This window comes from Acinetobacter sp. TYF_19, from assembly GCF_043105125.1.
GTDB classification, from domain to species: Bacteria; Pseudomonadota; Gammaproteobacteria; order Pseudomonadales; family Moraxellaceae; genus Acinetobacter; species Acinetobacter johnsonii.
In genome coordinates this window covers 1-25294 of record NZ_JBICLH010000060.1, presented here as the reverse complement: position 1 = coordinate 25294, position 25294 = coordinate 1, and the positions used below count along the sequence as shown (strand labels likewise).

General features: G+C 35.5%; 15 protein-coding genes, 4 pseudogenes and 1 other annotated feature. Of the genes and pseudogenes, 13 read left to right on the top strand and 6 right to left on the bottom strand.

Annotated elements, in window-relative coordinates; genetic code table 11:
* Nucleotides 1-72: 72 nt before the first annotated feature.
* Complete coding sequence (locus ACF8FD_RS07510; protein WP_178927754.1) at nt 73-1077, bottom strand: phosphotransferase enzyme family protein; 1005 nt, start codon at nt 1075-1077, stop codon at nt 73-75.
* Nucleotides 1078-1258: 181 nt separating this feature from the next.
* Between ACF8FD_RS07510 and eat the strand changes: the two genes are divergently transcribed.
* A complete protein-coding gene (gene eat / locus ACF8FD_RS07505) occupies nt 1259-2680 on the top strand; it encodes an ethanolamine permease (RefSeq protein ID WP_178927753.1) in 1422 nt (473 codons plus the stop codon).
* A 416-nt stretch (nt 2681-3096) separates the two neighbouring features.
* Here the strand turns inward: eat and ACF8FD_RS07500 are convergent.
* From ACF8FD_RS07500 to ACF8FD_RS07485, 4 genes and pseudogenes are all read right to left on the bottom strand, one after another.
* A pseudogene (locus ACF8FD_RS07500) lies at nt 3097-3534 on the bottom strand (IS5 family transposase); the annotation flags it as partial.
* Nucleotides 3535-3573: 39 nt separating this feature from the next.
* Nucleotides 3574-4808 (bottom strand): annotated as a pseudogene (locus ACF8FD_RS07495) (IS3 family transposase).
* Nucleotides 4417-4533: a sequence feature (AL1L pseudoknot), on the bottom strand. (Overlaps the previous pseudogene by 117 nt.)
* Before the next feature lie 49 nt (nt 4809-4857).
* Nucleotides 4858-5355 (bottom strand): annotated as a pseudogene (locus ACF8FD_RS07490) (IS5 family transposase); the annotation flags it as partial.
* Nucleotides 5356-5528: 173 nt separating this feature from the next.
* Nucleotides 5529-6260 (bottom strand): Fic family protein, encoded by a 732-nt coding sequence (locus tag ACF8FD_RS07485; protein ID WP_205667056.1) that lies wholly within the window; start codon nt 6258-6260, stop codon nt 5529-5531.
* Between the two features lie 733 nt (nt 6261-6993).
* Between ACF8FD_RS07485 and ACF8FD_RS07480 the strand changes: the two genes are divergently transcribed.
* The 11 genes and pseudogenes from ACF8FD_RS07480 (at nt 6994) to ACF8FD_RS07430 (ending at nt 23064) form a co-directional block, all read left to right on the top strand.
* Entirely contained in the window at nt 6994-7896 is a 903-nt protein-coding gene (locus ACF8FD_RS07480) for a YafY family protein (protein ID WP_104221975.1), read from the top strand.
* A gap of 192 nt (nt 7897-8088) precedes the next feature.
* Complete coding sequence (locus ACF8FD_RS07475; protein WP_205667055.1) at nt 8089-9177, top strand: chemotaxis protein; 1089 nt, start codon at nt 8089-8091, stop codon at nt 9175-9177.
* A gap of 60 nt (nt 9178-9237) precedes the next feature.
* Nucleotides 9238-10866, top strand: coding sequence for a DNA repair protein (locus tag ACF8FD_RS07470; RefSeq protein WP_205667054.1), 1629 nt, complete (start codon nt 9238-9240; stop codon nt 10864-10866).
* Nucleotides 10863-11123 (top strand): YkgJ family cysteine cluster protein, encoded by a 261-nt coding sequence (locus ACF8FD_RS07465; protein WP_205667053.1) that lies wholly within the window; start codon nt 10863-10865, stop codon nt 11121-11123. Before ACF8FD_RS07470 ends, ACF8FD_RS07465 begins: the two co-directional genes overlap by 4 nt.
* A gap of 333 nt (nt 11124-11456) precedes the next feature.
* Nucleotides 11457-13376 carry a DUF262 domain-containing protein gene (locus ACF8FD_RS07460; RefSeq protein ID WP_205667052.1) on the top strand — a complete coding sequence of 640 codons (1920 nt, stop codon included), beginning with the start codon at nt 11457-11459 and terminating at the stop codon, nt 13374-13376.
* A complete protein-coding gene (locus tag ACF8FD_RS07455; protein WP_205667051.1) occupies nt 13373-15730 on the top strand; it encodes a DUF262 domain-containing protein in 2358 nt (785 codons plus the stop codon). The genes ACF8FD_RS07460 and ACF8FD_RS07455 overlap by 4 nt, the downstream gene beginning before the upstream one ends.
* 112 nt (nt 15731-15842) lie before the next feature.
* A pseudogene (locus ACF8FD_RS07450) lies at nt 15843-16111 on the top strand (IS3 family transposase); the annotation flags it as partial.
* Nucleotides 16112-16211: 100 nt separating this feature from the next.
* A complete protein-coding gene (locus ACF8FD_RS07445) occupies nt 16212-18368 on the top strand; it encodes a hypothetical protein (protein WP_392453301.1) in 2157 nt (718 codons plus the stop codon).
* 18 nt (nt 18369-18386) lie between these two features.
* Nucleotides 18387-19295, top strand: a complete 909-nt coding sequence (locus ACF8FD_RS07440) for a hypothetical protein (protein ID WP_148826612.1) — start codon at nt 18387-18389, stop codon at nt 19293-19295.
* Between the two features lie 13 nt (nt 19296-19308).
* Nucleotides 19309-21294, top strand: a complete 1986-nt coding sequence (locus tag ACF8FD_RS07435; protein WP_205667049.1) for a dynamin family protein — start codon at nt 19309-19311, stop codon at nt 21292-21294.
* A complete protein-coding gene (locus ACF8FD_RS07430) occupies nt 21295-23064 on the top strand; it encodes a dynamin family protein (RefSeq protein WP_205667048.1) in 1770 nt (589 codons plus the stop codon). It begins immediately after the preceding gene.
* A 111-nt stretch (nt 23065-23175) separates the two neighbouring features.
* Here ACF8FD_RS07430 and ACF8FD_RS07425 read toward each other — a convergent pair whose 3' ends face one another.
* On the bottom strand, nt 23176-23904 hold the full coding sequence (locus tag ACF8FD_RS07425; RefSeq protein WP_205667047.1) for a Fic family protein: 729 nt from the start codon (nt 23902-23904) through the stop codon (nt 23176-23178).
* Between the two features lie 194 nt (nt 23905-24098).
* Here ACF8FD_RS07425 and ACF8FD_RS07420 point away from each other — a divergent pair, with 194 nt between their 5' ends.
* Nucleotides 24099-25097, top strand: a complete 999-nt coding sequence (locus tag ACF8FD_RS07420; RefSeq protein WP_205667046.1) for a Fic family protein — start codon at nt 24099-24101, stop codon at nt 25095-25097.
* Nucleotides 25098-25294: the final 197 nt, after the last annotated feature.

The window sequence follows — 25294 nt, the reverse complement described above, 5'->3', positions numbered from 1 at the left end:
GATATTGTTCTAAATTAAGCAAGAGCTATGCCATTCAATGCTTTACGGTTTGGTTCTGCCTACAGGTATTTTTTATATACCTGCTGGAATTTGGTTGTTAAGATATTTTTTGCAAAGTCGCACAGTTTCATCCGACCATTGCGCTCCCAAACTTTTGGCCATGTCGGTATAGGCATGTGAACCGAACCAAGCCATCAATTGGATTCTACGTTGCATAATAAAGGTGGGAACCAACGCATACTCTTCTGCACTCACATGCCCAATTTTTTCATAACCATTCAACCATTGTTCGACCCACTTGGGTGCAGCAGTATAGTGTTCATTAAAACTAATTGCTGCAGCTAAGTCATGCATAAACCAGCCCATGCCGCAGTCGTCAAAATCAATCACACCCACCTTTTTTTCATTCAACAACAGATTGGTAAGTCTGAGGTCAGCATGGATCAGCCCATAGTGATCTTTGGACTTCCCAAATTGATTTAGCTCGGTGGCAACACGGCAAATTGCCTCATCAATCACGGCATGATCTACCGATTTTAACTGTGGGGCATGACGCCAGTCACCCCAATGTCCATCGGCAAAAACCATACTTTCATGATCCCAAACAATACGTTGGAAGTCGGCTGGCATCTCCCATGTTTTACTGTGCAGGTGCAGTTGTGCTGTGATTTCACCCAACTGCTTAAAATCACATGGATCGACATTATCTGCTGTAGGCATTACACCTTTCACCCAATGAAAGAGCACTGCATGCCTTGAAATATCTGGACTGAGTGCCAAAGTTTGGACTTTATCTCCATGACAGTCGGCAATGGCAATCGGCACCGCGATGCCATGCGCATTTAACGCATCTAACCATGCTAGTTCACTTTCGATTTGTTGTTTGGAATGATAATTGGGACGATGAATGCGTAGTGCATATTGTTGTTGAGCGGTTTTCACAACAAAGGTGGCATTTTCAGATTGGCAGAGTAATTTGATCTCGCCTTGATAGCATGCTGGATAGGTTTGCATGGCTTTTTTTGCCAATTCGTAGAGTTGTTGAATGCTTAAATATTCATTTTGTTGGACGCTCATGTTGTACTCCTTTTCATGCTGATCTTGGGTGCGGAGTCCCAGACTTTGAGCTGATCTTATAAAAGAAAAAAAAGAGCAACTTGACTTCAAGCGACTATGCTCATGATTTATTGTCAAGTTTAAAGCCGATATTTCACCGATATTAAAGTGGTCGAATTTGGTGAAAAGGTGATCGAGCATCATGAAAAATGAAATGATAATGACGGAGAGTGTCGCAGATAACACCGAATATTTTGCCCAACGCCAACTGAAAAAGGGTGCCGTCGGTTGGTTACTGTTGGTGGGGTTAGGGGTGTCTTATGTGATTTCGGGTGACTTCGCAGGTTGGAATTTTGGTATTGCGCAAGGTGGTTGGGGCGGATTATTTGTTGCTACGATTGTAGTGGCATTTATGTATCTATGCATGAGCTTGTCGATGTCAGAAATGTCGACCATGCTGCCAACAGCAGGCGGGGGCTATAGTTTTGCGAGAGTGGCGTTTGGGCAATTTGGTGGTTATCTTACAGGGACTGCAATTCTGATTGAATATGCAGTCGCACCTGCCGCAATTGCTGTTTTTATTGGCAATTATTGTGAAGCTTTATTTGGCATAGGTGGCTGGCCGATTTATCTGTTTTGCTATGTGTTTTTCATGGCAATTCATTTAAAAGGTGCAGGTGAGGCTCTGAAAATAATGTTTGGCATTACCGCAATTGCTTGTGTGGCGCTGTTGGTGTTTATAGTGGCAATGGTTCCACACTTTAATGCTGCCAATTTATTTAATATTGCAGTAATGCCAAATACTGCGGGGGCGAGTTCATTTTTGCCTCTCGGTTACATGGGCATTTGGGCTGCTGTCCCGTTTGCAATCTGGTTTTTCCTTGCAGTTGAGGGCGTGCCTTTGGCTGCTGAAGAAGCCAAAGATCCAGTCAAATCTTTACCACGTGGTTTAATTGGTTCAATGTTGATTCTGGCTGCATTTGCCCTGCTGATTTTGTTTTTAAGTGCTGGTGCGATGGGTGCAGAGCAAGTGAAAAACTCAGGAGCACCATTGGTTGATGCATTAATTGCAGTCTATGGACAGCATTCATGGATTGCCAGTTTTGTGAATTTTGTGGGATTAGCAGGTTTAGTAGCAAGCTTCTTCTCGATTATTTATGCTTATTCGCGTCAAGTGTTTGCCCTATCGCGTGCGGGTTATTTACCGAAAATATTATCGCTCACCAATAATAAACATGCGCCGAAATGGGCGATTGTGATTCCTGGGGTAATTGGCTTTGTATTGTCATTAACGGGTGAAGGAGATTTGCTGATTTTGATTGCGGTGTTTGGTGCCACCATTTCTTATGTGTTGATGATGATGTCGCATATTAAATTACGTTTTTCCCGTCCAGATTTAGCACGACCATATAAAACACCCGGCGGCATCGTCACTTCAAGTATTGCATTGGTTTTGGCCTGTGCTGCAGTGGTGGCTGGTTTAATGGTTAATCCAAAAGTATGGTGTTTGGCAGCGCTAATTTATGGTTTATTCATTCTGTATTATCTGCTGTATAGCAGACATCATCTGGTGGAAGGCACGCCTGAACAAGAGTTTGCATCTATTGAAATCAGAGATGAATAGTTGAGTGAAATTTACCTAATTTTTAAGAATATCAATCCCATTTTTAATGGGCTTGATATTCTTAAATGCTCATTAAATTATTTATGGATTGATTCAACGACATTAGCTGTCAGGTATAAATAATCATCTTCGGCATTGTATATCGTTGACGAGCATGATGATTGAAGAACGGCTTTGTTGCATAAATATGTAAGCATCTGATTTAAATAGATTTAATTTTGGATCAAAAAATAATCAAAACTTTTAAAATCATATAGTTATGAAATCTTTGTGCAACAAAGCCATTGTAAACTGTAATTTTAGAAACAGATATGAATATTATTAACTTCCTTTAAAAATAATAGTACCATTGGAGGTTGTAAAAGGCTTTGTTGCATAAAGATTAGGAAGATAAAACTATCCCAAGTATTCCAAATTTAAGAGACAACTTGGGTATGAGGGCGACCTAATTCTGTGAATCTATTCAAGACGGCCACACGTGCACGAATCTCATTCACCTGACTTGGAAAACTCCTTGCTGTTAATTAATCGCCTAATAATTTGATGCAATACATCTTGGTTTCAACCAAACTTCGACGATGATATCCTGTCCATTTTTTCCATAGCGTCCTACCTATATGTTTAACAGTACGAAGTAATTCATTTCGCTCTAGCGAGCTGGTCTTTTTATCTTTCCATGGCTTCGCATTTTTTCTAAGTGGAATCACCGCATGTGCATCTAGATCTGAAATGACTTGTCGGCAGTGCTTTGTGTCATAAGCTCCATCGGTATAAACAGAGTCAATCTGCTCATCTTGTGGAATTTGATCGAGTAAGTCACCAAGTACCTGTGAATCACTTACGTTGTTTATTGTATGAACCGTACCGGGTTTGTCGGAGACTTTTTGTTTAAGTTAGGCCACCTGACCTAACGGGTTAATTTTATCATAGTACATCGCTTCAAAATCAAAAGGTGATACATAACCTAGTGAACTATGTATACGTTCTTTATTGAACCAATCTACCAAATTTAATGTGGCAAGTTGTATATCACCCAAACCACGCCAATCTGCTTTTAAATATTCAATCACCTCTGTTTTGTACAACCCATTCACTGTTTCAGCCAATGCATTATCGTATGAATCCCCCGTAGTGCCGACTGATGCTCGTAAATTCGCTGCTTCTAAACGGTTGGTATAGCGAATTGAAAGATACTGTACGCCTCTGTCACTATGATGAATCACGTTATTTGGCATTCCTCGATCATGCAATGCCTGCTCAAGTGCAGCGAGCACCATGTCGGTATTCATCCGTGTTGATACTTTCCATCCAACAATTGCTCGTGAGAACACATCAATAATAAATGCGGTATAGACCCAGCCTGAATTGGTTTGAATATACGTGAAGTCGGCCACCCACAAGTGATCAGGATGATCAGCTTTAAAATTGCGTTTTACTAAATCATCTGCTGATTTTTGATCATCTCGGCTACGCGTTGTTTGTTTATTCTTACCACGCCAAACACCTTGTATACCTAGCTGTTGCATCAATCGAGCAACTGTACAACGTGCAATAACATAGCCTTCGTGTCTTAGTTTTTGCCAGACTTTGCGCACACCATAACGACCTGAACTTTCTTTCCAAATACGTTTAATCTGTTCAGCATGATGTTGATCATGTAGATCTCGTTTCGCTCGATGTTCCCTTGCGAAGCAATGCTTCTCATCGCAGAGATCTAGAGTCCGGTAATAAGTTGAAGGTGCGATAGGTAAAATCCTACAAATCGCCTCGACTCCGTACGGCTCTTTATTATTATGGATAAAATCCATCATTATTTGTGTGGGCGGTCGAGCTCCGCCTGGGCGAAAAAAGCGGCTGCTTTACGCAGAATTTCATTGGCACGCTTTAATTCTTTGATTTCACGTTCCATTTACTTCATTTTTTCTTGATCAGAGATCTGTTGTACTTTGATAGGATTTTGCTCATCTAAATGCTTTTGATGCCAAGCACGAAGTGTTTCAGGAGTACAACCAATCTTAGGCGCAATAGCTGTGATCGCAGCCCAATTAGATGGATAGTCTTTTTCAGATTCAATCAATAATTGAACCGCTCTTTCTCTGATTTCAGGGGTATATTTTAATTTGGTCATCGGAACATTCTCTCAGAATACTGAGTCTCCGACAAACCCGGTACGGTTCAGTAAGCTGAATAGCACGTATTTGCAGAGTTTCAGCATCTATCCCAATATGAAGTTTTCTCCATTGGCGACGATATTCAGGCTGATGTTTCTTTCGTTTCCATTCACCTTCACCTAAAAACTTCAAACCAGTGGAGTCCACGAGTAGGTGAAGTCCATCGTTACTTTTCTGATAATTAATCGAAATATCAATATGCTTTTGTCTTCTACAAAGCGTGGTGTAATCTGGAGCTGCCCAATCTAACCCGCAAAGTTTAATCAGGCTCTGAACAAAACCTGTGACCATACGTAAAGAGAGTCTGAATAGAGATTTCATCATTAAACAGCATTGAATAGCGGTGTCAGAGTAAGTTTGATTTCGACCATGTTTGCCTTGTGGTTGTACATACCATTGTGTTTTTGGATCGAACCAAATGGCAATATTCCCACGATTAATGAGAGCTCGGTTATATGCGGGCCAATTGGTTGTGCGATAGATTTTGTGTGTAGGCTTCTTCATTTGGAAATTATATTGCCGAAGAAGCCCTTAAGAACAGCTTTGTGCAATAAAGCCCAATCGAATTAGACGGCATTCTGCAAATGGCTGGTTAAGCCCTGAAGCTTTTGAACAGAATTATTTTAAGAATTTAGAGGGATCGATTGTCCATGATACTGTCTAGGATCAGAATAAATTTAAATCCCCAATACAACTTGATATGATTTAAATCCATTAAGCACAGCCTCAGAAACTAATTGGATAAATGCTTCAGTTTTACCATAAGCCATCCATTGATCTAAAGCTTCATAGTAAGCCAAACGATTTTCTACTGTAATCACACAAGGCGGATATCCAGCTTTAAGTAATTCGAGATTCATCAATAAGCGTGATGTACGACCATTCCCATCAATAAATGGATGAATGCCTACAAAGTCTGCATGTACTTTAGCTGCACGTTCAATAGGATGTAGCTTATGTGCCTCAGTATTGTACCAATCGACAAGCTGAGCCATTTTATCATTCAACAGTGTATAGTCGGGTGGGTTAGTCGTAGCACCTGAAATCAACACGTTTTGTTGGCGATAACGTCCTGCATTGTCATCATCGATATTTTTTAGAATGAGTTGATGGATATTACGAATCTGCCATTCAGAAAAAGGTTCTTCTTTACGAATAATATCTTCAACATAATAGATCGCATTTCTATGGTTAATTGCCTCGAAATGTTCTCGTAATGTTTTTCCACCAACGGTAATGCCTTCCAAAACCACTTTTGTTTCTAGCAATGTCAGTGTATTGCCTTCAATTGCATTTGAATGATATGTCCAGCGAACAATAAGATCTTCTTGTAGATTTTTTACAATTGCAGGAGAAAGAGGACGATGCTGATCTAATTTTGTTTTTAAAGCATCTATATTGTCAAACATAACTTTCACCCTGAAGTTGTACTCTTGAATGATACATGAAAAAAACAAATATAAAAAAGTAATGTTATAACATATCTTTTAATATTGAATGCGTACGTGTTAAAATCGGGACACCATTTCAAATCCTGTTAATGGATTTGAACAAAATAAATTTTGTGATTCAATGCACTAAATCTAATTTGGGTAAAAAATGGGTACAGGAAAAATGCTATTGGCTTTATGGTTCACTAAATCAATAGCTTAGGAGTTGAGTTCAATTGACACCATCTCCATCAGCAAAGATGAGAATTTAAATTACATTGAAAAAATTTAATAACTTAAGATAAAGAATAAAAACTATGACACAACCTGTCCACTAACCCACATAAATTTGCTTTATGGGATTTTTAATTCATTCCTGTTAATAACGTACTGTAAAAATTTAAGTCAAGGGCAGTTCATATGAAAATTAATTCTGGGCCATATTCAGATCAAAAAAAAGCTAATGCATTGGTTAGAGTATTTAGAGAATTAATTACTAATAAAATAAAAACCAATCAGTTGAGAGTTGCCTATGTGGCAGCACTTCATATGGAATCTTATCTTGAAAATCTGTACTTTAAGAATTCTTAGCTTTAAAAGCTTAGATTTTATTTTTTAAATATGAATTGTTTATACAATTGTGGATTTATTGTGTAATAATTACAACATATCTTTACAAAAAGTATAAGCAGTAAGCGCCTGAGATTGATTGATGAAACAAAATAGTTCTACTCATGAGCGATTAGCTGATCGTTTGGCTAATATTTTGACCATGTTAAATATAGGTTCTCATTTGAGCTCTAAAGAGTTAGCTGAAAAATTTGGAGTTAATAACCGAACAATTATCCGAGATTTTGATCGTTTGGGGAGTTATCTTCCTTTACAACAAGACGAAATAACCAAGAAATACTATTTAGAACAGAATTATTTAGGAAAAATTAGTCATAAAGATATTCGTAATTTTGCTCAGCTCTCAGGCATAAGTGATCTTTATCCTAATCTAGATATGTCATTTTTGAGAGAGCTTTTGGATAGCCGTGCAAATCAAGTTTATAGTTCCAAAGGGTATTCTTTTGAAGATTCGACTCAATTCATTGATATATTCAAAAAAGTAAGCCAAGCAATTTTAGAACATAAACAAATAGGTTTTTTATATAAAGGTGAATCTCGATTGGTTCAACCATATCGCCTAATTAACCATCATGGTAGTTGGTATCTAGCAGCAGTAAGAAAAGAACAATTACGGACTTATAGAATTTCACATATTCAGCTTATGCACACTCCACATGAATATTCTCAATTTACTCCAGATCAAAGCATAGTAAAGCTAGTGGAGAATGATGACAGCATTTGGTTTGGACAGGATAAACAGGAAATTATTTTATCTGTTGACAGTTCGGTAGCTTTTTATTTTAAGCAACGATCAATACTTCCTGAGCAAAAAATTGTAAGAGAATTAGGAAGTGGTGAGCTGCTAGTTTCTTCGAAAATTAATCATGATATGCAGTTATTTCCATTAATACGTTTTTGGCTTCCAAATATTAAAGTTGTTCAACCATTAGAGTTACAACATAAATTAGAAAGTGGACTGAAGAAATATCTTAGACTGGAGTAATAAAAAAGCTGTATCAGACTTATTTTATTACGTAATGGCTTTGTTGCACAAAGATTTCATAACTATATGATTTTAAAAGTTTTGATTATTTTTTGATCTAAAATTAAATTTATTTAAATCAGATGCTTACATATTTATGCAACAAAGCCTTACGTAATACATTTTTATAAAACAAGCAAAGGGTGAAAAGTTATGCCATTACCATTTATTTTGATTGGAGCTGCAGCTGCAGCTACCGCTATTGGTGCTAAAAAAGCTTATGATGGGCACCAGGATAAAAATCTTGCTGATGATCTTATTGAGACAGCACAAAAAAAATATAAAAATAAAAAAGAATATTTTGACGAAGTGAATAATCAAACCAGTAAATCTTTGGAAATTTTAGGAGAGTTGGAACTTAAAATTGGATCTGATTTTGATAAATTTGACCGTTTAGTGGAAGAAATCTTAAAAAATAACAACTTTCAAAAATACAGTAATACGAAAATACAAATTCCTCAGCATAAGTTGAATCAGATTAAAGAGGTGGCAATAACAGCAACTGACTACTTAAAAACAGCAATTGGTGGCGGAGTATCAGGCGCTGCGGCAGGTTTTGCAGTTTATGGAGGGGTTATGGCACTCGGAGCCGCTTCAACGGGGACTTCTATAGCATCACTATCTGGCGTAGCTGCATATAATGCAACTATGGCTGCTATAGGTGGAGGTTCTCTTGCTGCTGGTGGTTGGGGAATGGCTGGTGGTGCAATGGTTTTAGGGGGAGCGGTAGTGGCACCTGTTTTAGCTGTTGCTGGAATTGCATATGCTATTCATGGTTCTAAAGCATTAAAAAATGCTAAAAATGTAGAAGATGAAGTAGATAATGCTGTGTCAAAAATGGCAATGGCACAAGCTCAATTGATTAAAGTTAAAAAATATTCAGATCGCATTAATGCAGAATTAAATAAAATCTATCAAGTATTTACTTTATATTTTGAAAAGCTGAAAGAAATTAATGAAATTGTTAAAACTGGTGATGAGCAAAAAATTATTAGCATTTCAAAAGATACAAATATGTATATCCAAAATGGTATGAGCTTAGCTGCGATAATGGCTAACTTAATTTCAACGCCTTTGTTTAAAGTAAAACGAAATGTACATGGTGATGTATTTACTGATAAAGATGGGAATCCTGAGATTTTAGTTGATGATTCTGGGATGCAAGTTCTTGATGTCGATGGCTTAGAGAATGCATTAAAACAGACCCATGAAGGTTTTAATGGTTCAAATACCAACTTATAAAAAACATTAAACAGTCCTTAAGTTCTTAAAAACTTAAGGACTATTCTTTGAGGGATATATATGTCAGTAAAAACATTTGATTGGTCAGATGAAATCAGCCAAGTAGTGACAAAAAGCTTAGTAACAACTTTTGGTCTTGACTTTTTATTATTTGAAGATAAAAAAGGTGGAGATGTTGATACTATTAATAATGTCAGACAAGGCATATGGGCAACAGAAGCAGAAAAGAAAAAGTATGAGAATCGTGAAAAATATGATTCCACTGCTTATCATCAACATCATAATTATATTCAAAAAGGGCGGAATGATAAACAAGCACAAGAAAATGGAGCTTTGAAAGATAACTATCGTAAAGATAAAAATCTATCCAAAGGCCAAAACCGTGATTTGGATCATGTTATATCAGCGCATGAGATTCATAATGATGCTGGAAGAATGCTAGCTGAACTGGATGGAGTAGCATTAGCTAATCAGGACTCAAATTTATCGTCAACAACTAGCAGTATAAATAGAACTAAAAAACAACATTCGGTTGATAAGTTTCTAGATAATTTACCCGAAACAATTAATAATCGTGAAATTGAACTAAGTAAGTTAAATCAAGCGCTTGAGGGAATGCCGCAATCTACACCACAAGAACGGCATGAGCTTCAGCAAGTCCAAGATAAAATTAGAAAAAAACAGCAATCATTGGATGAGCTTAAACAAGTTGATAGCGAATCCATGAAAAAAGTTGATCAAAAGGCAAGAGCTGAAACTGAGAAGCAGATTAATAGTTATTATCAAAGTACCAAGTTTTTTCAGGCAAGTTTAACATCTGCTGGGATTACTGGTTTAAAAATGGGCTTAAGGGAGACATTGGGACTTATTCTTGCTGAAATTTGGTTTGAAATAAAAGCTGTAATTCCATCTATATACGCGAAGTATAAAACAGTTGAATTTAGAGTTAAAAACTTTTTAGATGATTTAAAAGACACGGTTTTAAATATTATTGAACGTGTAAAGCACCGGTTTAAGGATGTAGTTTCTAGTTTTCGGGATGCAACAATTACAGGTATTTTTGCAAGTCTTTCAACAACGGTATTGAATATTTTTCTTACAACAACAAAGCTTTGGGGAAAAATTATAAGAGAGAGTTGGTTAAACTTGATAAAAATCATGAAGATGGCATTCTTTAATCCAGAGAACTTATCTACTGGTGAATTAACTAAAGCAACTTTCAAAATCCTTTCAGCAAGTATTGGTTTAATCATAGGTATGCTGATACATGAAAGTTTAGCTGCTCTGAACTCACTGCCTTTAGGAAGTTTAGTTGTCGACTTTGTGAGTGCTTTGACAAGTGGTATTGTAATTCTGACTTTAAATTATTTCATTGAACAAAGTGAAATAATGCAGAATTTTTGGGCTTATTTAGATCGAATTAAAACTAAATATGAAAAAGTCTTAAATAATTTCAAAGAAATTAATAAAGAGTTAGATCACTATATTCTCGAATTGACTCAATTAGAGTTTGGATTAAATATTGATGAAATCTCAAAGTTTACAGAACAACTTACAAACTCTAACTCTGAGTTGGAACGTAATATACTTTTAAAGCAAGAAATAGAGAAACAGGAAATCAAACTTCCATTCGAAATGGGAAATGCTGAAAGTACGCAAAATTGGTTATTAGGATTGGTTAGAAATTGATAGATTTTCCATGTACTCAGTGTGGAGCCTGTTGTAGGCACGTTAATTTATCAGAATTGACGAAGTTTTTAGATCGTGGTGATGGTATTTGCTATCACCATGATTTGAATTCACATTTATGTAAAATTTACGAAAATCGTCCAGAAGTATGTCGAGTAGATACCTATTATGAGCAACACTTTAACCAAAAAATTTCTTGGGAACAGTTTGTACATCTTAATTTGATCGCATGTAAGCAGCTGGACCAGCTAGAGTGATTGATCGAATATACTTTTAAAAACCCAAAACCATTTGATAAGGTTTAAACCCTTCTAGTACTGCATCTGAAGCCCGTTGAATAGAAACTTCAGTCTTGCGATGGACTGCTCTCAGTAACCTAGACATGAGATAACTTCATTTTGAATTTACCTCAAATGCTTCGAGTATAGTTTTCCATGTAAACATTCAACGTAAAGTTATAGAAAATAGAATTTCAATCAGATTTACTGTAGAGCATCTAATACTTTATATATGAGGCACGTGTGGTTACGGGAAGTCCTATCAATAAGCTATGAGAAATTAATCTTTTAGAATATCTACGAGGAGGGCAAATGATGAATACAGAACAGTTACTTATACAAATTAAAAATTTACTCCATGAAAATCCGGATTTAACCGATATTGCTGAAACTTCACTAAGCGGTATTATCGAGAATCTAAAGACAAGAGAAAATAGCCTGGAACTTAAAGCTATTGCAAAACTGGATGGACGTAATTTTTTTGTCGATAGTTATCAGCGTGGTTATAAGTGGAAACCTCAACAAGTCGAAGCCCTACTGAATGACATTGATGAATTTGAGCCAAAAGACGTGAATGAATTCTATTGCTTACAGCCTGTCGTGGTTAAACGCAAACCTATACAGCATGAAGGCAAAGAAACTGTTTTTTGGGAATTAATTGATGGTCAGCAACGCATGACCACTATTTTCATCATTCTTACTCATTTATTAAATAAACCCTATTTCACTTTGCGTTATGAAACTCGACAAGAAAGTTCACAATTCTTAAATGGCTTGGTTCAACTCAACTATACTGAACAAGCACCTAAGTTTAGTCATATTGACAACCACTATTTCTATCAAGCTTATAAAATTGTTCATGATTGGTTTAAAACGAAGTCACAAGAAAAAAAGGATATATGGCGTGATAAGCTGCTCCACAAAACAAAAGTCATTTGGTACATGGTACGCAGTGATCACAACAAGGATAGCCAACAGCATTCGATTGAAATCTTTACTCGACTCAATCAGGGCAAAATTGCCCTTACGGATGCAGAGCTAATAAAAGCACTTTTTCTACAAAGAGTAATAAAAGCTTATAATCACCCAGAGATTGCCAAACAAAAACAATTTGAAATGGCTAGCCAATGGGACTTAATTGAACAGACACTGCAGGATGATGAGTTTTGGGCATTTTTAAGCCCGCATAAAGGAACCAATAAACATACCCGTATTGAGCTAATTTTTGATTTGCTGGCGGAAGAAAGTAAAGAAAAACAGCAATTAAACAATAAGACATTTCTCTATTTTGCGAATCAACTCAAAAATGCATCGAGTTGCCAAATAGAAGAGCAGTGGACAAAAGTGCTGCAGGGTTTTCATCGTTTAATGGAGTGGTTTAAAGAGGATCAACTATATCATTTGATTGGCTTTATCATTGGGCAGAAAATTAAAACCATTAACGTACTCTGGCAGGAGTCCAAAGAAGCGAAACGAGATCAATTTGTTCAAATCTTAAAATCACATATTCAGAGAGATTATCTTGAACGATTATTTAAGGTTAATAAAGATAGTACACGGTTAGATTTTACTAAAGTGGATTATCTTTCATCTAGTCAAAGACCAAGAATTATTGGTTTGCTGATGCTATTTAATATTTATATTAATGAGAAACATAAAACCAGGTTTTCTTTTAGAGCCTATAACAATTGTCAGTGGGATATTGAGCATATTCATGCACAACAAAGCTTGGATCTACCAAGTGATGCACAAAGGGAAATCTGGCTAAATGAGCAAAAAGCCATTATCGCGGCTGTACCGGAGTCTTATAAAGGATTGTTGGATACCAAACTGATTGCTTATCAGCAAGCTTTAGCTGTAGAGCTAGCCGATACAGAATCACTTAAAAAAGAATATCTTGACGAGCTGTCCAAAATTGTTGGTGACGTTAAAGAAGCAATTCAAACACTTGACAATTTATGCCTATTGCCAGCATCAGTGAACCGATCTATCGGAAATCAGATCTTCCTGACTAAACGGCAACGTATTGTGGATTTCGAAAATAAAGGCAAGTTTGAGAAAGAACATCAGGGAAAATTTATTCCTTTAGCTACGCAACAGGTCTTTTCAAAATATTTTAGTGATGATGTTAGCCAAATGTACAAATGGGATGAGATCGACCGCAGCAATTATAAAGCCCAATGGCTGGAATGTTTCAAAGGATATGGTTTAGATTTTGGGGGCAAAGCATGAGCAGTCAATATACATTCTGGCGTTTAGTAGAAGAATTTAAAATTATCGTACCGATCATTCAGCGAGATTATGCGCAAGGCCGTAAGGATGATCTTAAGATTGAACAAATCAGAAAAACTTTTATCCAGCATTTATTGGAAAAGATAAATCAAAATAGTCATAAATCTGATTTGGACTTTATTTACGGTGCTGTTGTCGATGAGCAGCTAAAACTTCTGGACGGTCAGCAGCGATTAACAACCTTGTTTTTGCTGCATTGGTATTTAGCCTGGAAATCTGATGTGATTCTAGATAAAACTATACAAGAAAAACTACTGCGATTTAGCTATGAGACTCGTACCAGTTCAAGAGACTTTATAAAAAGTTTGCTTGAGAAAGCATCCAATTTAAAGTGTATTTGGGATCATGACCACACGAAGAAGCTGTCGGAACGGATTGAGAATGAAGAGTGGTATTTTTCGATTTGGAAAAAAGACCCGACTGTACAATCTATATTGGAAATGCTGGACGAAATAGATTTGCAATTCCACGCGAAAGAGCAGAATTCACAACCCTACAATGCTGCACAAATGTGGGACAACTTGGTCACACATCAAGTACTGACATTTTACTTTTTGCGTATGGATGACTTTGCATTAACGGATGAGCTTTATATCAAAATGAATGCTCGTGGTGTGCAATTAACAGAGTTTGAAAACTTTAAAGCTTGGCTGCAAGGATATACCGAAGATGAAATTGATGCCCAAGTCAGAAAAGATTTTTTCTCCAAACTGGATCGGGAGTGGACTGATTTTTTATGGAATTTGAAATGCAAATTTGAGGATTCTAGGGAAAAGAATGAAGTATTTGATTTCGATTTCATGTTTATGCAAGTTTTTAAATCAGTATTGCTATGTCATTTTTGCAGAAATGAAGACATTGACCATAAGAATAAACAGCAGTCTGAACAATCATCAGATCCTACACCTGAAGCTGATGAAAAATCATTGTTAAGCCGATTAAGAAAGAACTTATTTGTATCAAGTGAAGAATATAAAAGAATCTTAAAAGGTTCTGATGGAAGTCTAAAAGAAATCCTAAAGAATATTTCACGATTATTTAATTTGCTAATTCATCATAACGAGGAATTAGAGATTGAAACGATACTCAAGCAACTGTTCAAGTCTGGAACAAGTTCATATTTAGACCAGGCCCACTTTGCTATTCTATACTTTTATGTTCATCACATTGATCAACCCGAACAATTTAGTGACTGGTTTAACATCAGTACAAGACTCGTAAATAATGCGAAGGGTTACTACAATGCTGAAAGCAATTTGGTCAAAGTAATTCATGTTTTAAATAGTTTAGCGGCATATATTGGTAAGGAGGAAGTACTGGAAAAACTAGCTGTTTTACAAAAAGATTCGCAAGAATTTAAAACATTTGAAATAGCTTTTGAGGACCATCATCTTCTACATGAAATTGAAAAATCAAAATTAATTTTGGAAGATGAAAAATGGAAGTCCTTATTTAAGCCTTACGAGCAACATGACTATTTTTATGGACAAATTGATTTCTTAATTAAGTTTAGTAGACATGAAGATAGTCAAAAAGTCTGTCCAGAAACATTTAAAAACTATGCCGATAAAGCGTTTAAACTCTTTTCCAAAGAGTTTTTAGATGATGATCAATATCGTCTGCAACGAAGTTTATTGAGTTTTGATAATTATCTAGCCAAAGATGGGGCGAACAGAACTTTCTGTCGAAAAGTATATAGAACAGTACGTCATAGGAACGAAAATTGGCGTAAAGTCTTTGATAATGTTAATAAACGACAAATACTCCAGCGATTACTGGATGAGCTTCCTGCAGATTTTAATGTGGATAGTTTAGATGACATTATCGAAAACTACGGATTTCAAGTTGATGACTGGCGAATTTATTTTATCAAGCATCCTGAAGCGATTGGCTACTGTCAAAAATATCAAATTCGTTTTATAAACCATGATGAAATTTATTTACTGAGTTCTAGACAGATGAATGGTGCACATGCGGAACTCAGAAGTTATGTCTTATATTTAGAGCTACAGCAACAAGGTCTAGATAATAAAATAAATGATGCGAATGCGATTCTCGATTATGAATACGTTGCAAACAGTATTGATAAACCAGCTGTTTTACTCAAAAATTGGAACAATGGAACTTTAAAAATTAAATTTTCTCAGGATCAATTTTTGGCTGAGTTTTATGGCCGAGATCAGCATGGCAAGGAACAGTTACTGGAATTGAACCAGGATATTGATCCCTTAAGCCTTTTCAATAACGCTCAAAATGAGATAGTGAATTGGGTTAAAGTAAAAAATGCTGTATAGGGAGCAGCGTAATAGTCAGTCAAATCTATTATCACTTTTTAAGGCTTTGTTGCACAAACCTATTCATGACGGCTTATTCAGCAATATAGTTTCCAAATGAATAAGCCCTATGGATATGGTTCTGGAAGCATTTGAACAGGCAATTCATAGTTGTGGTATGCCTGAAAATGTGATTCATCTTAGCGACAGAGGCTTAGATTACTTGCCTATTCGTTGTACAAATCGATTAGACGCAGCCAATACCAGACATCAGTTGGTACAACGGGTGACTCATACGACAATCCATTGGCTGAGTCAGTGAGTGGCTTATTTAAATTGGAGATGATTGAATATTTGAAATCTGATTGCACTGGTTTAGCTGATGTTGAACTTGCTACGGTAATCCCTCCTAAAAATAAAATTCAATATAAGTATATAAAAGATAAGTTTTTTTTAATAAATTGATGTATATTTTAAGATATGTATATTTGTAAATGATTATATGCTTGCTATTGAAGAACTAAAAAAAAGATGGTTGATTTTTAATCGTAATCGAAACAATCTAAGTATTGTAGAAATGATGCTTCTTTTCTCACAAAAAGAAATTTCAAATCAATGGGAACAATATGAAAAAGTAGGTTTATTGGAAGAATGCAAAATTTGGCATTTCCCTAATCCTGGAAACAATGCTGAAGCTTGTATCTTATTACATAATATTATTTTTTGTTTATTAGAAAATCAGCATCGAAGCCATATAGTTAATCAAATAAGTAAAAAAAATGGCTGGGCTGAACAATGGTGTTTACAGGCCTTAAAATACTATATTTTACAAATATATGAATATGAGTATATTGCTTCTATTCTTGAGGGACGTGGTTTTTTAAATGGCTCTGAAAAAATTCTCGATTCAATGGTGAGTGTTTATGAAAACACAAAACTTATTGATTATCTGATTAAAGCTCTTACACAAAATAAGCTATACAGTAAAGCTATCTTCTATCAAAAAATAAATATTGAACGTACTAAACGCCATAAAATAGAACAGCATATGGAAGCTTTGGGAAGTTTTATATATCTTCTAATTCAAAGAGATGGACAATATTCTTATAATGTTAAAGATATAGAGCTGGCTCAAAGTTTAAACTATCAATACTCTTCCCATAACAATAGTCAGTATGAACAGTACCAAACTCTAATTAATGAAAAATTGACTCAATATAGTTTTAAATCACTTCCAAGTCCGAGTGCAACATCTCAATTATTGGGTGGTTTACAACGATTAAGTTATAATACATCAAATAAATTTTTTGGAGGGAATGCTGAACTTCCTTATTATAACGATTTAGTGAGATCTACTCCGCTAGGTCTCTCACCTGATGAGGTTAAGAAATATTTTAATGTTCATCATCATCTGAATGAGCGATTACATTATGTGCTAAATAAACAATTAAAAGTTAATGATAGTGTACTTCAAGCAGGAATCATCTCTGCTTTTAGTTTATGGAACTATTCTCAGATTCAACCGGAAGTATTACAAGCATTAGGATTTTCCTCAGCAGGTTATCCAACTAATTTTTTTGATTTGCAGGATAAGGCAAGTACTTTGAGTGATGGTGCACTTACACGCCTATCTGGTTATGTTGCTGAGCAGCAAGTGGCTGAACATTTAAAAGCTCAAGGTCATCATGTTGTGTTTCCTGAAAAAGCGAATCAAATGGGATATGACTTACTTGTAGATGGTCAACCAATGCAAGTGAAGTGCACTACTAGTGAAAGTTATATTCAACAACACTTAAACAATCATCCTGATATCCCAGTCATTATTAATAGTGAAATGGCAGAATATTTTAAAGATCATCCAAATGTCATTATTGATTATGATTTATCACATGAAACAGTACAGACGGTTCTAGCAGATTCTGTCACTTATTTAGATCAATTTGGTTCAATGCAAGAGAGTGTATTAACACCATTTCTTGCTCTGTTCGTATCGTCTAAACGCCATTATCATTTATATGAACATGGAGGTTACGAAGCTAAGGATGCAGCTTTACACACTATAGTTGATACTAGTGCAAAAGTTTCTGGAGTCTTGGTTGGTAAAAATATTGCTTTTTGGGGCGGTGCGATCATAGCAGGTCCTATAGGAGCCATGGTTGGTGGTGCTGTGGGTGCTTTTCTTGGGAATATCTTCGCTTCAGCACAATCAGATCAATTACTCAAACCTTATGTCGTAGCACAAGCAAAGAAAGTTTCGTATCAGTTGATTGAATTAGCTAAGCTTTTTGTAAAAGAAATTTTGCCGATACGGCACAAGTTGTATGAAGAAGATTTAAAGGCATATCATATACCCGCTTTAAATCATGAACACTCAAATAAGGATGAGGAAATTTTATTATTACATTTCCAATTCTTACATGAACAAAAATTAAATCGATTTAATGAGTTGGAATCTTATTTAAAGCAATTGATAAATCAGAGCTATGCTCATCAAGTACAAGCAGGTTGGATTTGTCTCGAAAATTCCAATCAGTTTTATCATCCTAAATTAAAAAAGCATTTACAGCTTTTAAATAAAGAACTCGAACTTTATCAATATTACGCTTTAAACCCAGAAATTACACCCCGAGATGGCTTAAAACTATCTCAATCTTCATGATGATAATAGGATCTTATTATGAACACTCAAGTTAATAATCCCTTATACCAACAATTTGTCGAACTTGTGAATACCACTTCTTCTGGAGTTATAGAGCAATGTGTGGAACCACTAAGTAAAACACTTTTTGAATCACAAAAAGAAATTAGTAAGATTCAGCAATATGCTCTTCAATTAGAACAACAATATGTTGATATGCAGAAAATTGTAGAGACGACAACTCATCATATTTTAGATCAAACTATTCATCCTGTGATGTTACAATTGACAGAACTTAGCCCTGAATTATCTCAAGCTGCTCAAGCTGTTTCTGGTGCCCAACAAGTTGTAGAAAAATTGCAGCAACATTCCACTGAAATTAAAAATAAGCATGAATTACTAGATTCTGTAGCTGCTGAAGCAACACAAAAAATCTTAAATGATGTCATCAATCCTATTCAAAAGGATCTATTGGAAACATTACCAGCACTTGAAAAAGCTGCTGTTGTGGCAGTTCAACTAGAAAAATTTACACAAGGTCTAGATGGTTTAATAAAGCAGCTCAATCTTAGTAATCAACAGTACTCACAAGGATTGAATAAAACTGAGAATGAAATTAATCAAAAAATTTCACAAGCTGAAAAAAAATTAGACCAGTTACAACACTCATTAATTCTACAAATGGAGACCTTGCAAAGCCAATTAGAGCAACAGGTTAATGCTAATGTGCAGACAGTCCAAGAGGCTCATAGTGCATTAAAGACAAATTCAATACAAAATGCAGCAAGCTTGATGACAAAAATGGAAACCTTTGGTGAACGTTTGAATACAAGTGTAAATACTCAACTAAGTCAACAAGAACAAAAACTAGAAAAGCGTTTAACTCTGCAACAAAACTGTATTTGGGGAATGTTAGCACTATTAGTTTTCATTTTATTGGTTAAGTGATCAGGAATATAAAATGAACTCATCTGTGCAAACCAGATCCTTTGAATTATGGAATCAATTTCATAATACAATTGCCAATGAATTAAATGCTGAAAAAAATTTAAAGGATAAGGATTCTCTATTTTTATTTTTAGATCAACGTATTGCGGTCATAAAAGGTTTTATTCAGCAACTTCAACAGCAAAAACTCCATGATGAAAATTTATTAACTAAACAAGTTACTTGTTTACAAGAACTAATAACTAAGTTGCAGTTACTCCGTGAATCAATGAATCACCCATTTGTACTGTATGTCATGGGTATGGGTAAAGTAGGTAAATCATCTTTATTAAACTTGCTTGTGGGTAGTAAAGTTGCTGATGTTGATGTTTTACCAAAGACATGGAAAACCGACTTTTTCTACGCAGCGCCATCTGCTACTCAAGCAGTCATTAAATATCGAAGTGGGCAAGAAAAAAAGTTAAGTATTGATGATGCAAAAAAAATCATTGAACAAGAAGAGCTTAAGCGTGAAGACAGTGAGGATGAAGTAGAGAAACAATTTCGTCAGTTATCTAAGACTTTAAACGCTATTGAGGAAAAGAAAAAGCTACGGGAAGAACTTGAAGAAAAATTACTGTATCGCTCTGATATAAAAGAAATTCAGTGGGGTTTACCAGACTTACCTGATCATTCCATTTTACACCAGTTTAGTATTGTGGATACTCCTGGGCTATGGCAGAGCCATAACGGTAAGCATGGTGAGCACGTCGGTGATTTTTATCATCAGGCAGATGGGATTTTATGGTTATTGGATAGTACAACACTTTCGGCAAATAAACCCAAACAAGTATTGGATCAATTAGCTGAAAGTTTAAATCATGTTGGCCAAAAAAGTGAAAATATGCTTGCTGTGTTGAGCCAAATTGATAAAGTTCGCTCTTCGGGTGGAGAGCAAGCTGTTTCTGGTGTTATAAACTCGGCCAAACAAATTTTTGATGGCTATTTTCTAGATGTCTTACCTTGTTCTGCAAAAGAGGCACTTCAAGGACAGAAGAATCAAGATCAAGTACTGATCAATCAATCTGGATATTTAGAGTTGCTCAACAAAATTCAGAAGTTTTTCTATGACAATGCTTTTAGTATTCGAATTGAAGGTAAAGCAAGAAATTTTGTAGGCCTGATTGAAACGCATTTACAAGACAGTGAGTCATTCCTGCAACGTTTTGAAAATGACATTGAAACTTATGATAGTTATCATAAAAAAATAATCAATGATTTGAAACGCTTGAAGGAACAGTATAGTAAAGATTGGACCTCAACATTTAACAGCTATAGTCAAAAAGTCCAAAATAATATTTATGCTCATGCACAAGCATATACCGAATTGGAAAATGAAGCAGATAAACCTTCTTTTGTTCAGAAAGAAATTTTTATCATTGATGAGTTACAAGCTATGCTGTCAAAATTTCAGCGTGACAAATCAGCTGATTTAATAAAATATGGTCTACAGCAGCAGCAACACATTAGTCAATCTTTTGAAAGATTTAGTTTGATTAGTCAATTAAAACCATCGACGATTTTGGCGAATAATCATCAAACTGAAATTTATAAAAATAAAGAAATTGACTTTAGTGGTTCTGATGCTGAAGGCATTATGATTGGTGGCGCAGCTGCTGGAGTTGCAATGCTCCTATTAGGTCCTATTGGGATAGCTGCAGCTGCTATTGGCTTTTTGTGGAGTAAAAGTCGCCGTGTTGATAAAGCAAAAGAAGGTTTCAATCAACAACTAGAAACTATCACAAACGATTGCCAAACAAGTATTAAAAAATTCATTGATAAACTATTTGAGCAACATCAAAAGATTTTAATTGATCATCTAAATCAGGAATTTAGTCATTTATATTTACCAAGAACTCAATGTTCTGAAATTTATAATATTTTTCATGATTTAGAAAGAATGAAGTATGAAAAATTTGATCGAGTTAATTTTCAAGATTTTATATTAGGAAATCCATAATTGAATACTTTAACTAAATGTTTGCAATTTCAAAATAAGATGTTCACCTCACCTTTACGTATACACCAACCATTGCACCTATTATTTCAATTTGATGTCGAGACTCACTCTAGTCGTTTGCAACATATTATTGAGAATTTACAACAAACACTTAAAGTATTTGTTATTGGTGAGGTTAAAGCTGGAAAGTCATCACTTATTAATATCTTGGTTGGACAACAAATCTCACCGACCAATATTCTAGAAGCAACTGCTAGTTTATGGGAAATTGGCTATGGACAAGAAGATACTGCTAGTATCGAATATCATAATGGTCTTAGCGAAAAAATTCCGTTTGATCAAGTTCAGTCAGTTCTAAGTATCACGAACCAAGAAAACCTTGAAAAAGCAAAGGATATTGCGTACGTGAAGGTGCGAACTAGGAAACATGATTTTCGTGAGTTATTACTGATAGATTCACCAGGACTAGCAACGGTCACTGAACAAAATGCCCAATTAACACGTAATGTACTTGAAGATGTTGATATTGCTCTTTGGGTCTTAAATGCAAACCATTTAGGCCAAACGGATATTATGCAAGAAGTTGAAAATCTTGCTCAACTCGGTAAACCTATTATTGCTGTTATTAGTAAAATAGATGAAGTGGATACTAGCCCAGAACGTCTAATAAAATACGTTAATCGTCATGCAGGTGAGTATTTTACTGAAGTTTTTGCATTATCTGCGCATTCTAGCCAACAAAATGATGAGTACTTTGAATATTTTGAGGAATTTAAAACGTATCTCAAAGAACAAGTAAGCCATAAAGCAAAGGATGTTAAGAAAGACAGTGTCGAATCATCATTAGAGGCTTTACACTATGCTGAAAAAGCCGTGCATGAATCAATTATTCGACAGATGCAACATAAATTAACAGATCTATCTGCTTTTGATCAGGATTTAGAGTTTGAAAAAGAAATGCTGATATCTGAGATTAATTCTCAAGTAGATAGCGAATGTACAGAGATTTGTCAAAACTCGGCATTACAACAGCAAATTAAAGCTATTCTTTTGGGACATCAGCAAAATGATCCTGCTACTCAGACGAAAATGGAAAATCTAAAAAATACTTTGGCTAATCCATTTAGCAAAGTACAGGCGATGGAAGAATCAGTCTTAGATCAAATTGTTAATCAGCAAATTTATACTATTCATGATCATGTACAACCTTATTATATTTCATCCATGAAATCATTAGTGACGAACATCCAACAAAAAAGTAAGCAACGTTTCACTGAGTTTAGATCAAATGAAGAATTACTTTTACAGCAAACATATGCAATGTTTGATTATGATGTAAAACCTGAACTGAATGAAACGTATGATGTGATAGACACAACAATGAAAGCAACCGTGTTTGCTGGTGTAGCTGGTACTATGGCTGCAGGTTATACAGCGGTACTTGGTGCAAATGCGGCAGCAGTGACAATGGGCGCTGCAATGAGTGCTATCGCATTACCTGTTGTAGTTTGTGGAGCTGTTTTGGGTAGTGGGTTTGCTTATTTCCAAAACAAGAAAAATCAGGATGCCTTACAGGTTGAAATTTTACGCTTAAGTAAACAAATTCAAGATACTGTACGTTTTGAACTACTTAAAACCTATCATCAAAAAATTGAATCTGATATTCATTTACTTAAACATGAATATGCGAAAGGAATGTTAGGCGGTTATGATATTAATCAATTCCGTAATCAGATGTTTGCGACGGAAAATTATGTAAGGGATTTATAAGCATAATTTATAGGTGGCATAGGCATCAAATTTTTAATGAAATTGTTGTCTATGTCGCTAAGGGTTGGATGAATTTGATCATAGGTGCACTTCAGGTGATTATGATGTGGCTTATAAACCGATTACAACCTGATAAGGCTTAAATCCTTCTAGTACAGCATCTGCGACCAATTGTATAAAAGGCTTAGTCTTACCATATGCCATCCACTGATCAAGAGCTTCATGGTAAGCCAAGTAATTTTCTACAGTAATTACACAAGGCGGATAGCCAGCTTTTAGTAATTCAAGATTCAGCAGAAGTCGTGATGTGCATCCATTACCATCAATAAAAGGATGTATGCCTACGAAGTCTGCATATACTTTTGCAGCTCGTTCAATTGGATGCATTAGATCTGCTTGTGTATTATACCAATCTACTAATTGAGCCATTTTATCATTCAGTAATGTGTAATCTGGCGGCGTGTTAGTAGTACCTGAAATGAGTACATTTTGCTGGCGATAGCGTCCAGCATTGTCATCATCGATATTTTTTAAAATCAATTGATGGATATTGCAAATTTGCCACTCAGAAAAAGGCTCTTCTTTTTTGATGATATCCTCAACGTAGTAGATCGCATCTCTATGATTAATTACCTCGAAGTGATCTTTTTTTTTACCACCTACAGCGATGCCTTCTAAAACGACTTTGGTTTCTAGCAGTCTTAGTGCATTACCTTCGATTGCATTAGAATGGTATGTCCAATGCAGAATAAGATATTCTTGTAAATTTTTAGACATAAGGTCAGAAAGAGGTCGCTTCTGATCAAGCTTGTTTTTTAACCCATCAATAACTTTGAACAATGCAATTTCCTGCGTATATTTAAAATAAAGATAAAGCAAAGTAGAATTTAAAAGAATAACTGATTAGTTATCTCACTGTTTCAGGATAGAAAAAAACAGCATGCTTGTAGTCGATATTACTCACTAAGCTATGAAATATTAATATTTTAGAGTTTAATCAACTGTGCTTTGTTTTTACATCAATTAGGAATGGCATGAAATATCAACCGCCTTATACGATCACCTCTAAAATTATTCACTTGATTGCACAAATTAGTGAATCAATAGGGCGTTTGACTGCATTAACCCAAATCCAAGATAGCCTTAAATTGCGAAAAGCCAATCGTATTCGAACGATTCAAGGGTCTTTAGCAATTGAAGGGAATACCTTGAGTACAGAGCAAATCACAGCGATCCTGAATGGCAAGACCATTATTGCTCCACCTAAAGAAGTTCAAGAGGTGCGTAACGCCCTAAAGGCATATGAAGAAATTCAAAATTGGAATCCTGATCAAGAATCTCATTTGCTGAAAGCACATCAAATATTGATGACAGGACTGATTGATGAGGTTGGACAGTATTGCCATGGCGGTGTTGGTGTGATGTCAGGGGATCGAGTCGTACATATGGCTCCGCCTGCAAATCAAATTCACCGTTTGATGGGAGAGCTATTGCAGTGGTTGGTTGATGGCAATGAACACCCATTAATTCAGAGTTCAGTATTTCATTACGAGTTTGAGTTTATACACCCATTTGCTGATGGCAATGGGCGGATGGGGCGTTTATGGCAAACTTTGATCTTAAGCCAGTGGAATCCAATTTTTCTCAATATCCCTGTAGAAAGCCTGATTTATCAAAACCAAAAAGCTTATTATGATGCATTGCAAGCGAGCACAGATCGTTCAGATTCTGCACCTTTTATTGAGTTTATTTTGCAGATGATTCTAGATGCAATACTCAGTTCTGATGCCAGCGATCAAGATACCGCTCAAGCTAGCGTACAAGTTAGCGATCAAGTTAAACGTCTCATCCAGAATATGGAGCAGAAGGAATATAGCCTAACTGAGCTGATGGCTCTATTAGACTTGTCCCACCGAGCAACATTCCAAAAAAATTATTTAACTCCAGCATTAGAAGCTGGTGTGGTTGAACGCACTCTTCCTGATAAGCCTAAGAGTCCTAAGCAAAAATACAAATTAAAAATTGAGCTATAATGAGGTTAAGGTGATTATTAATATCACATGGAAATAGTTGCAATGTTATAGTATTACAATTATTTTTAAGTATAATGTTCTGCTATAATGACGTACACCATTTCAAATCCTGAATTGGGATTTGAACAAAACTACTTTGTGATTCAATACGGCTTTGTTGCACAAAGATTTGAAATGCAAAGCGCCCCTAATTGAGC

Excerpts from the sequence above, each read along its gene's own strand:
- ACF8FD_RS07510 (WP_178927754.1), bottom strand. The coding sequence starts at position 1,077 with ATGAGCGTCCAACAAAATGAATATTTAAGCATTCAACAACTCTACGAA.
- eat (WP_178927753.1), top strand. The coding sequence starts at position 1,259 with ATGAAAAATGAAATGATAATGACGGAGAGTGTCGCAGATAACACCGAA.
- ACF8FD_RS07485 (WP_205667056.1), bottom strand. The coding sequence starts at position 6,260 with ATGTTTGACAATATAGATGCTTTAAAAACAAAATTAGATCAGCATCGT.
- ACF8FD_RS07480 (WP_104221975.1), top strand. The coding sequence starts at position 6,994 with ATGAAACAAAATAGTTCTACTCATGAGCGATTAGCTGATCGTTTGGCT.
- ACF8FD_RS07475 (WP_205667055.1), top strand. The coding sequence starts at position 8,089 with ATGCCATTACCATTTATTTTGATTGGAGCTGCAGCTGCAGCTACCGCT.
- ACF8FD_RS07470 (WP_205667054.1), top strand. The coding sequence starts at position 9,238 with ATGTCAGTAAAAACATTTGATTGGTCAGATGAAATCAGCCAAGTAGTG.
- ACF8FD_RS07460 (WP_205667052.1), top strand. The coding sequence starts at position 11,457 with ATGATGAATACAGAACAGTTACTTATACAAATTAAAAATTTACTCCAT.
- ACF8FD_RS07455 (WP_205667051.1), top strand. The coding sequence starts at position 13,373 with ATGAGCAGTCAATATACATTCTGGCGTTTAGTAGAAGAATTTAAAATT.
- ACF8FD_RS07445 (WP_392453301.1), top strand. The coding sequence starts at position 16,212 with ATGCTTGCTATTGAAGAACTAAAAAAAAGATGGTTGATTTTTAATCGT.
- ACF8FD_RS07440 (WP_148826612.1), top strand. The coding sequence starts at position 18,387 with ATGAACACTCAAGTTAATAATCCCTTATACCAACAATTTGTCGAACTT.
- ACF8FD_RS07435 (WP_205667049.1), top strand. The coding sequence starts at position 19,309 with ATGAACTCATCTGTGCAAACCAGATCCTTTGAATTATGGAATCAATTT.
- ACF8FD_RS07420 (WP_205667046.1), top strand. The coding sequence starts at position 24,099 with ATGAAATATCAACCGCCTTATACGATCACCTCTAAAATTATTCACTTG.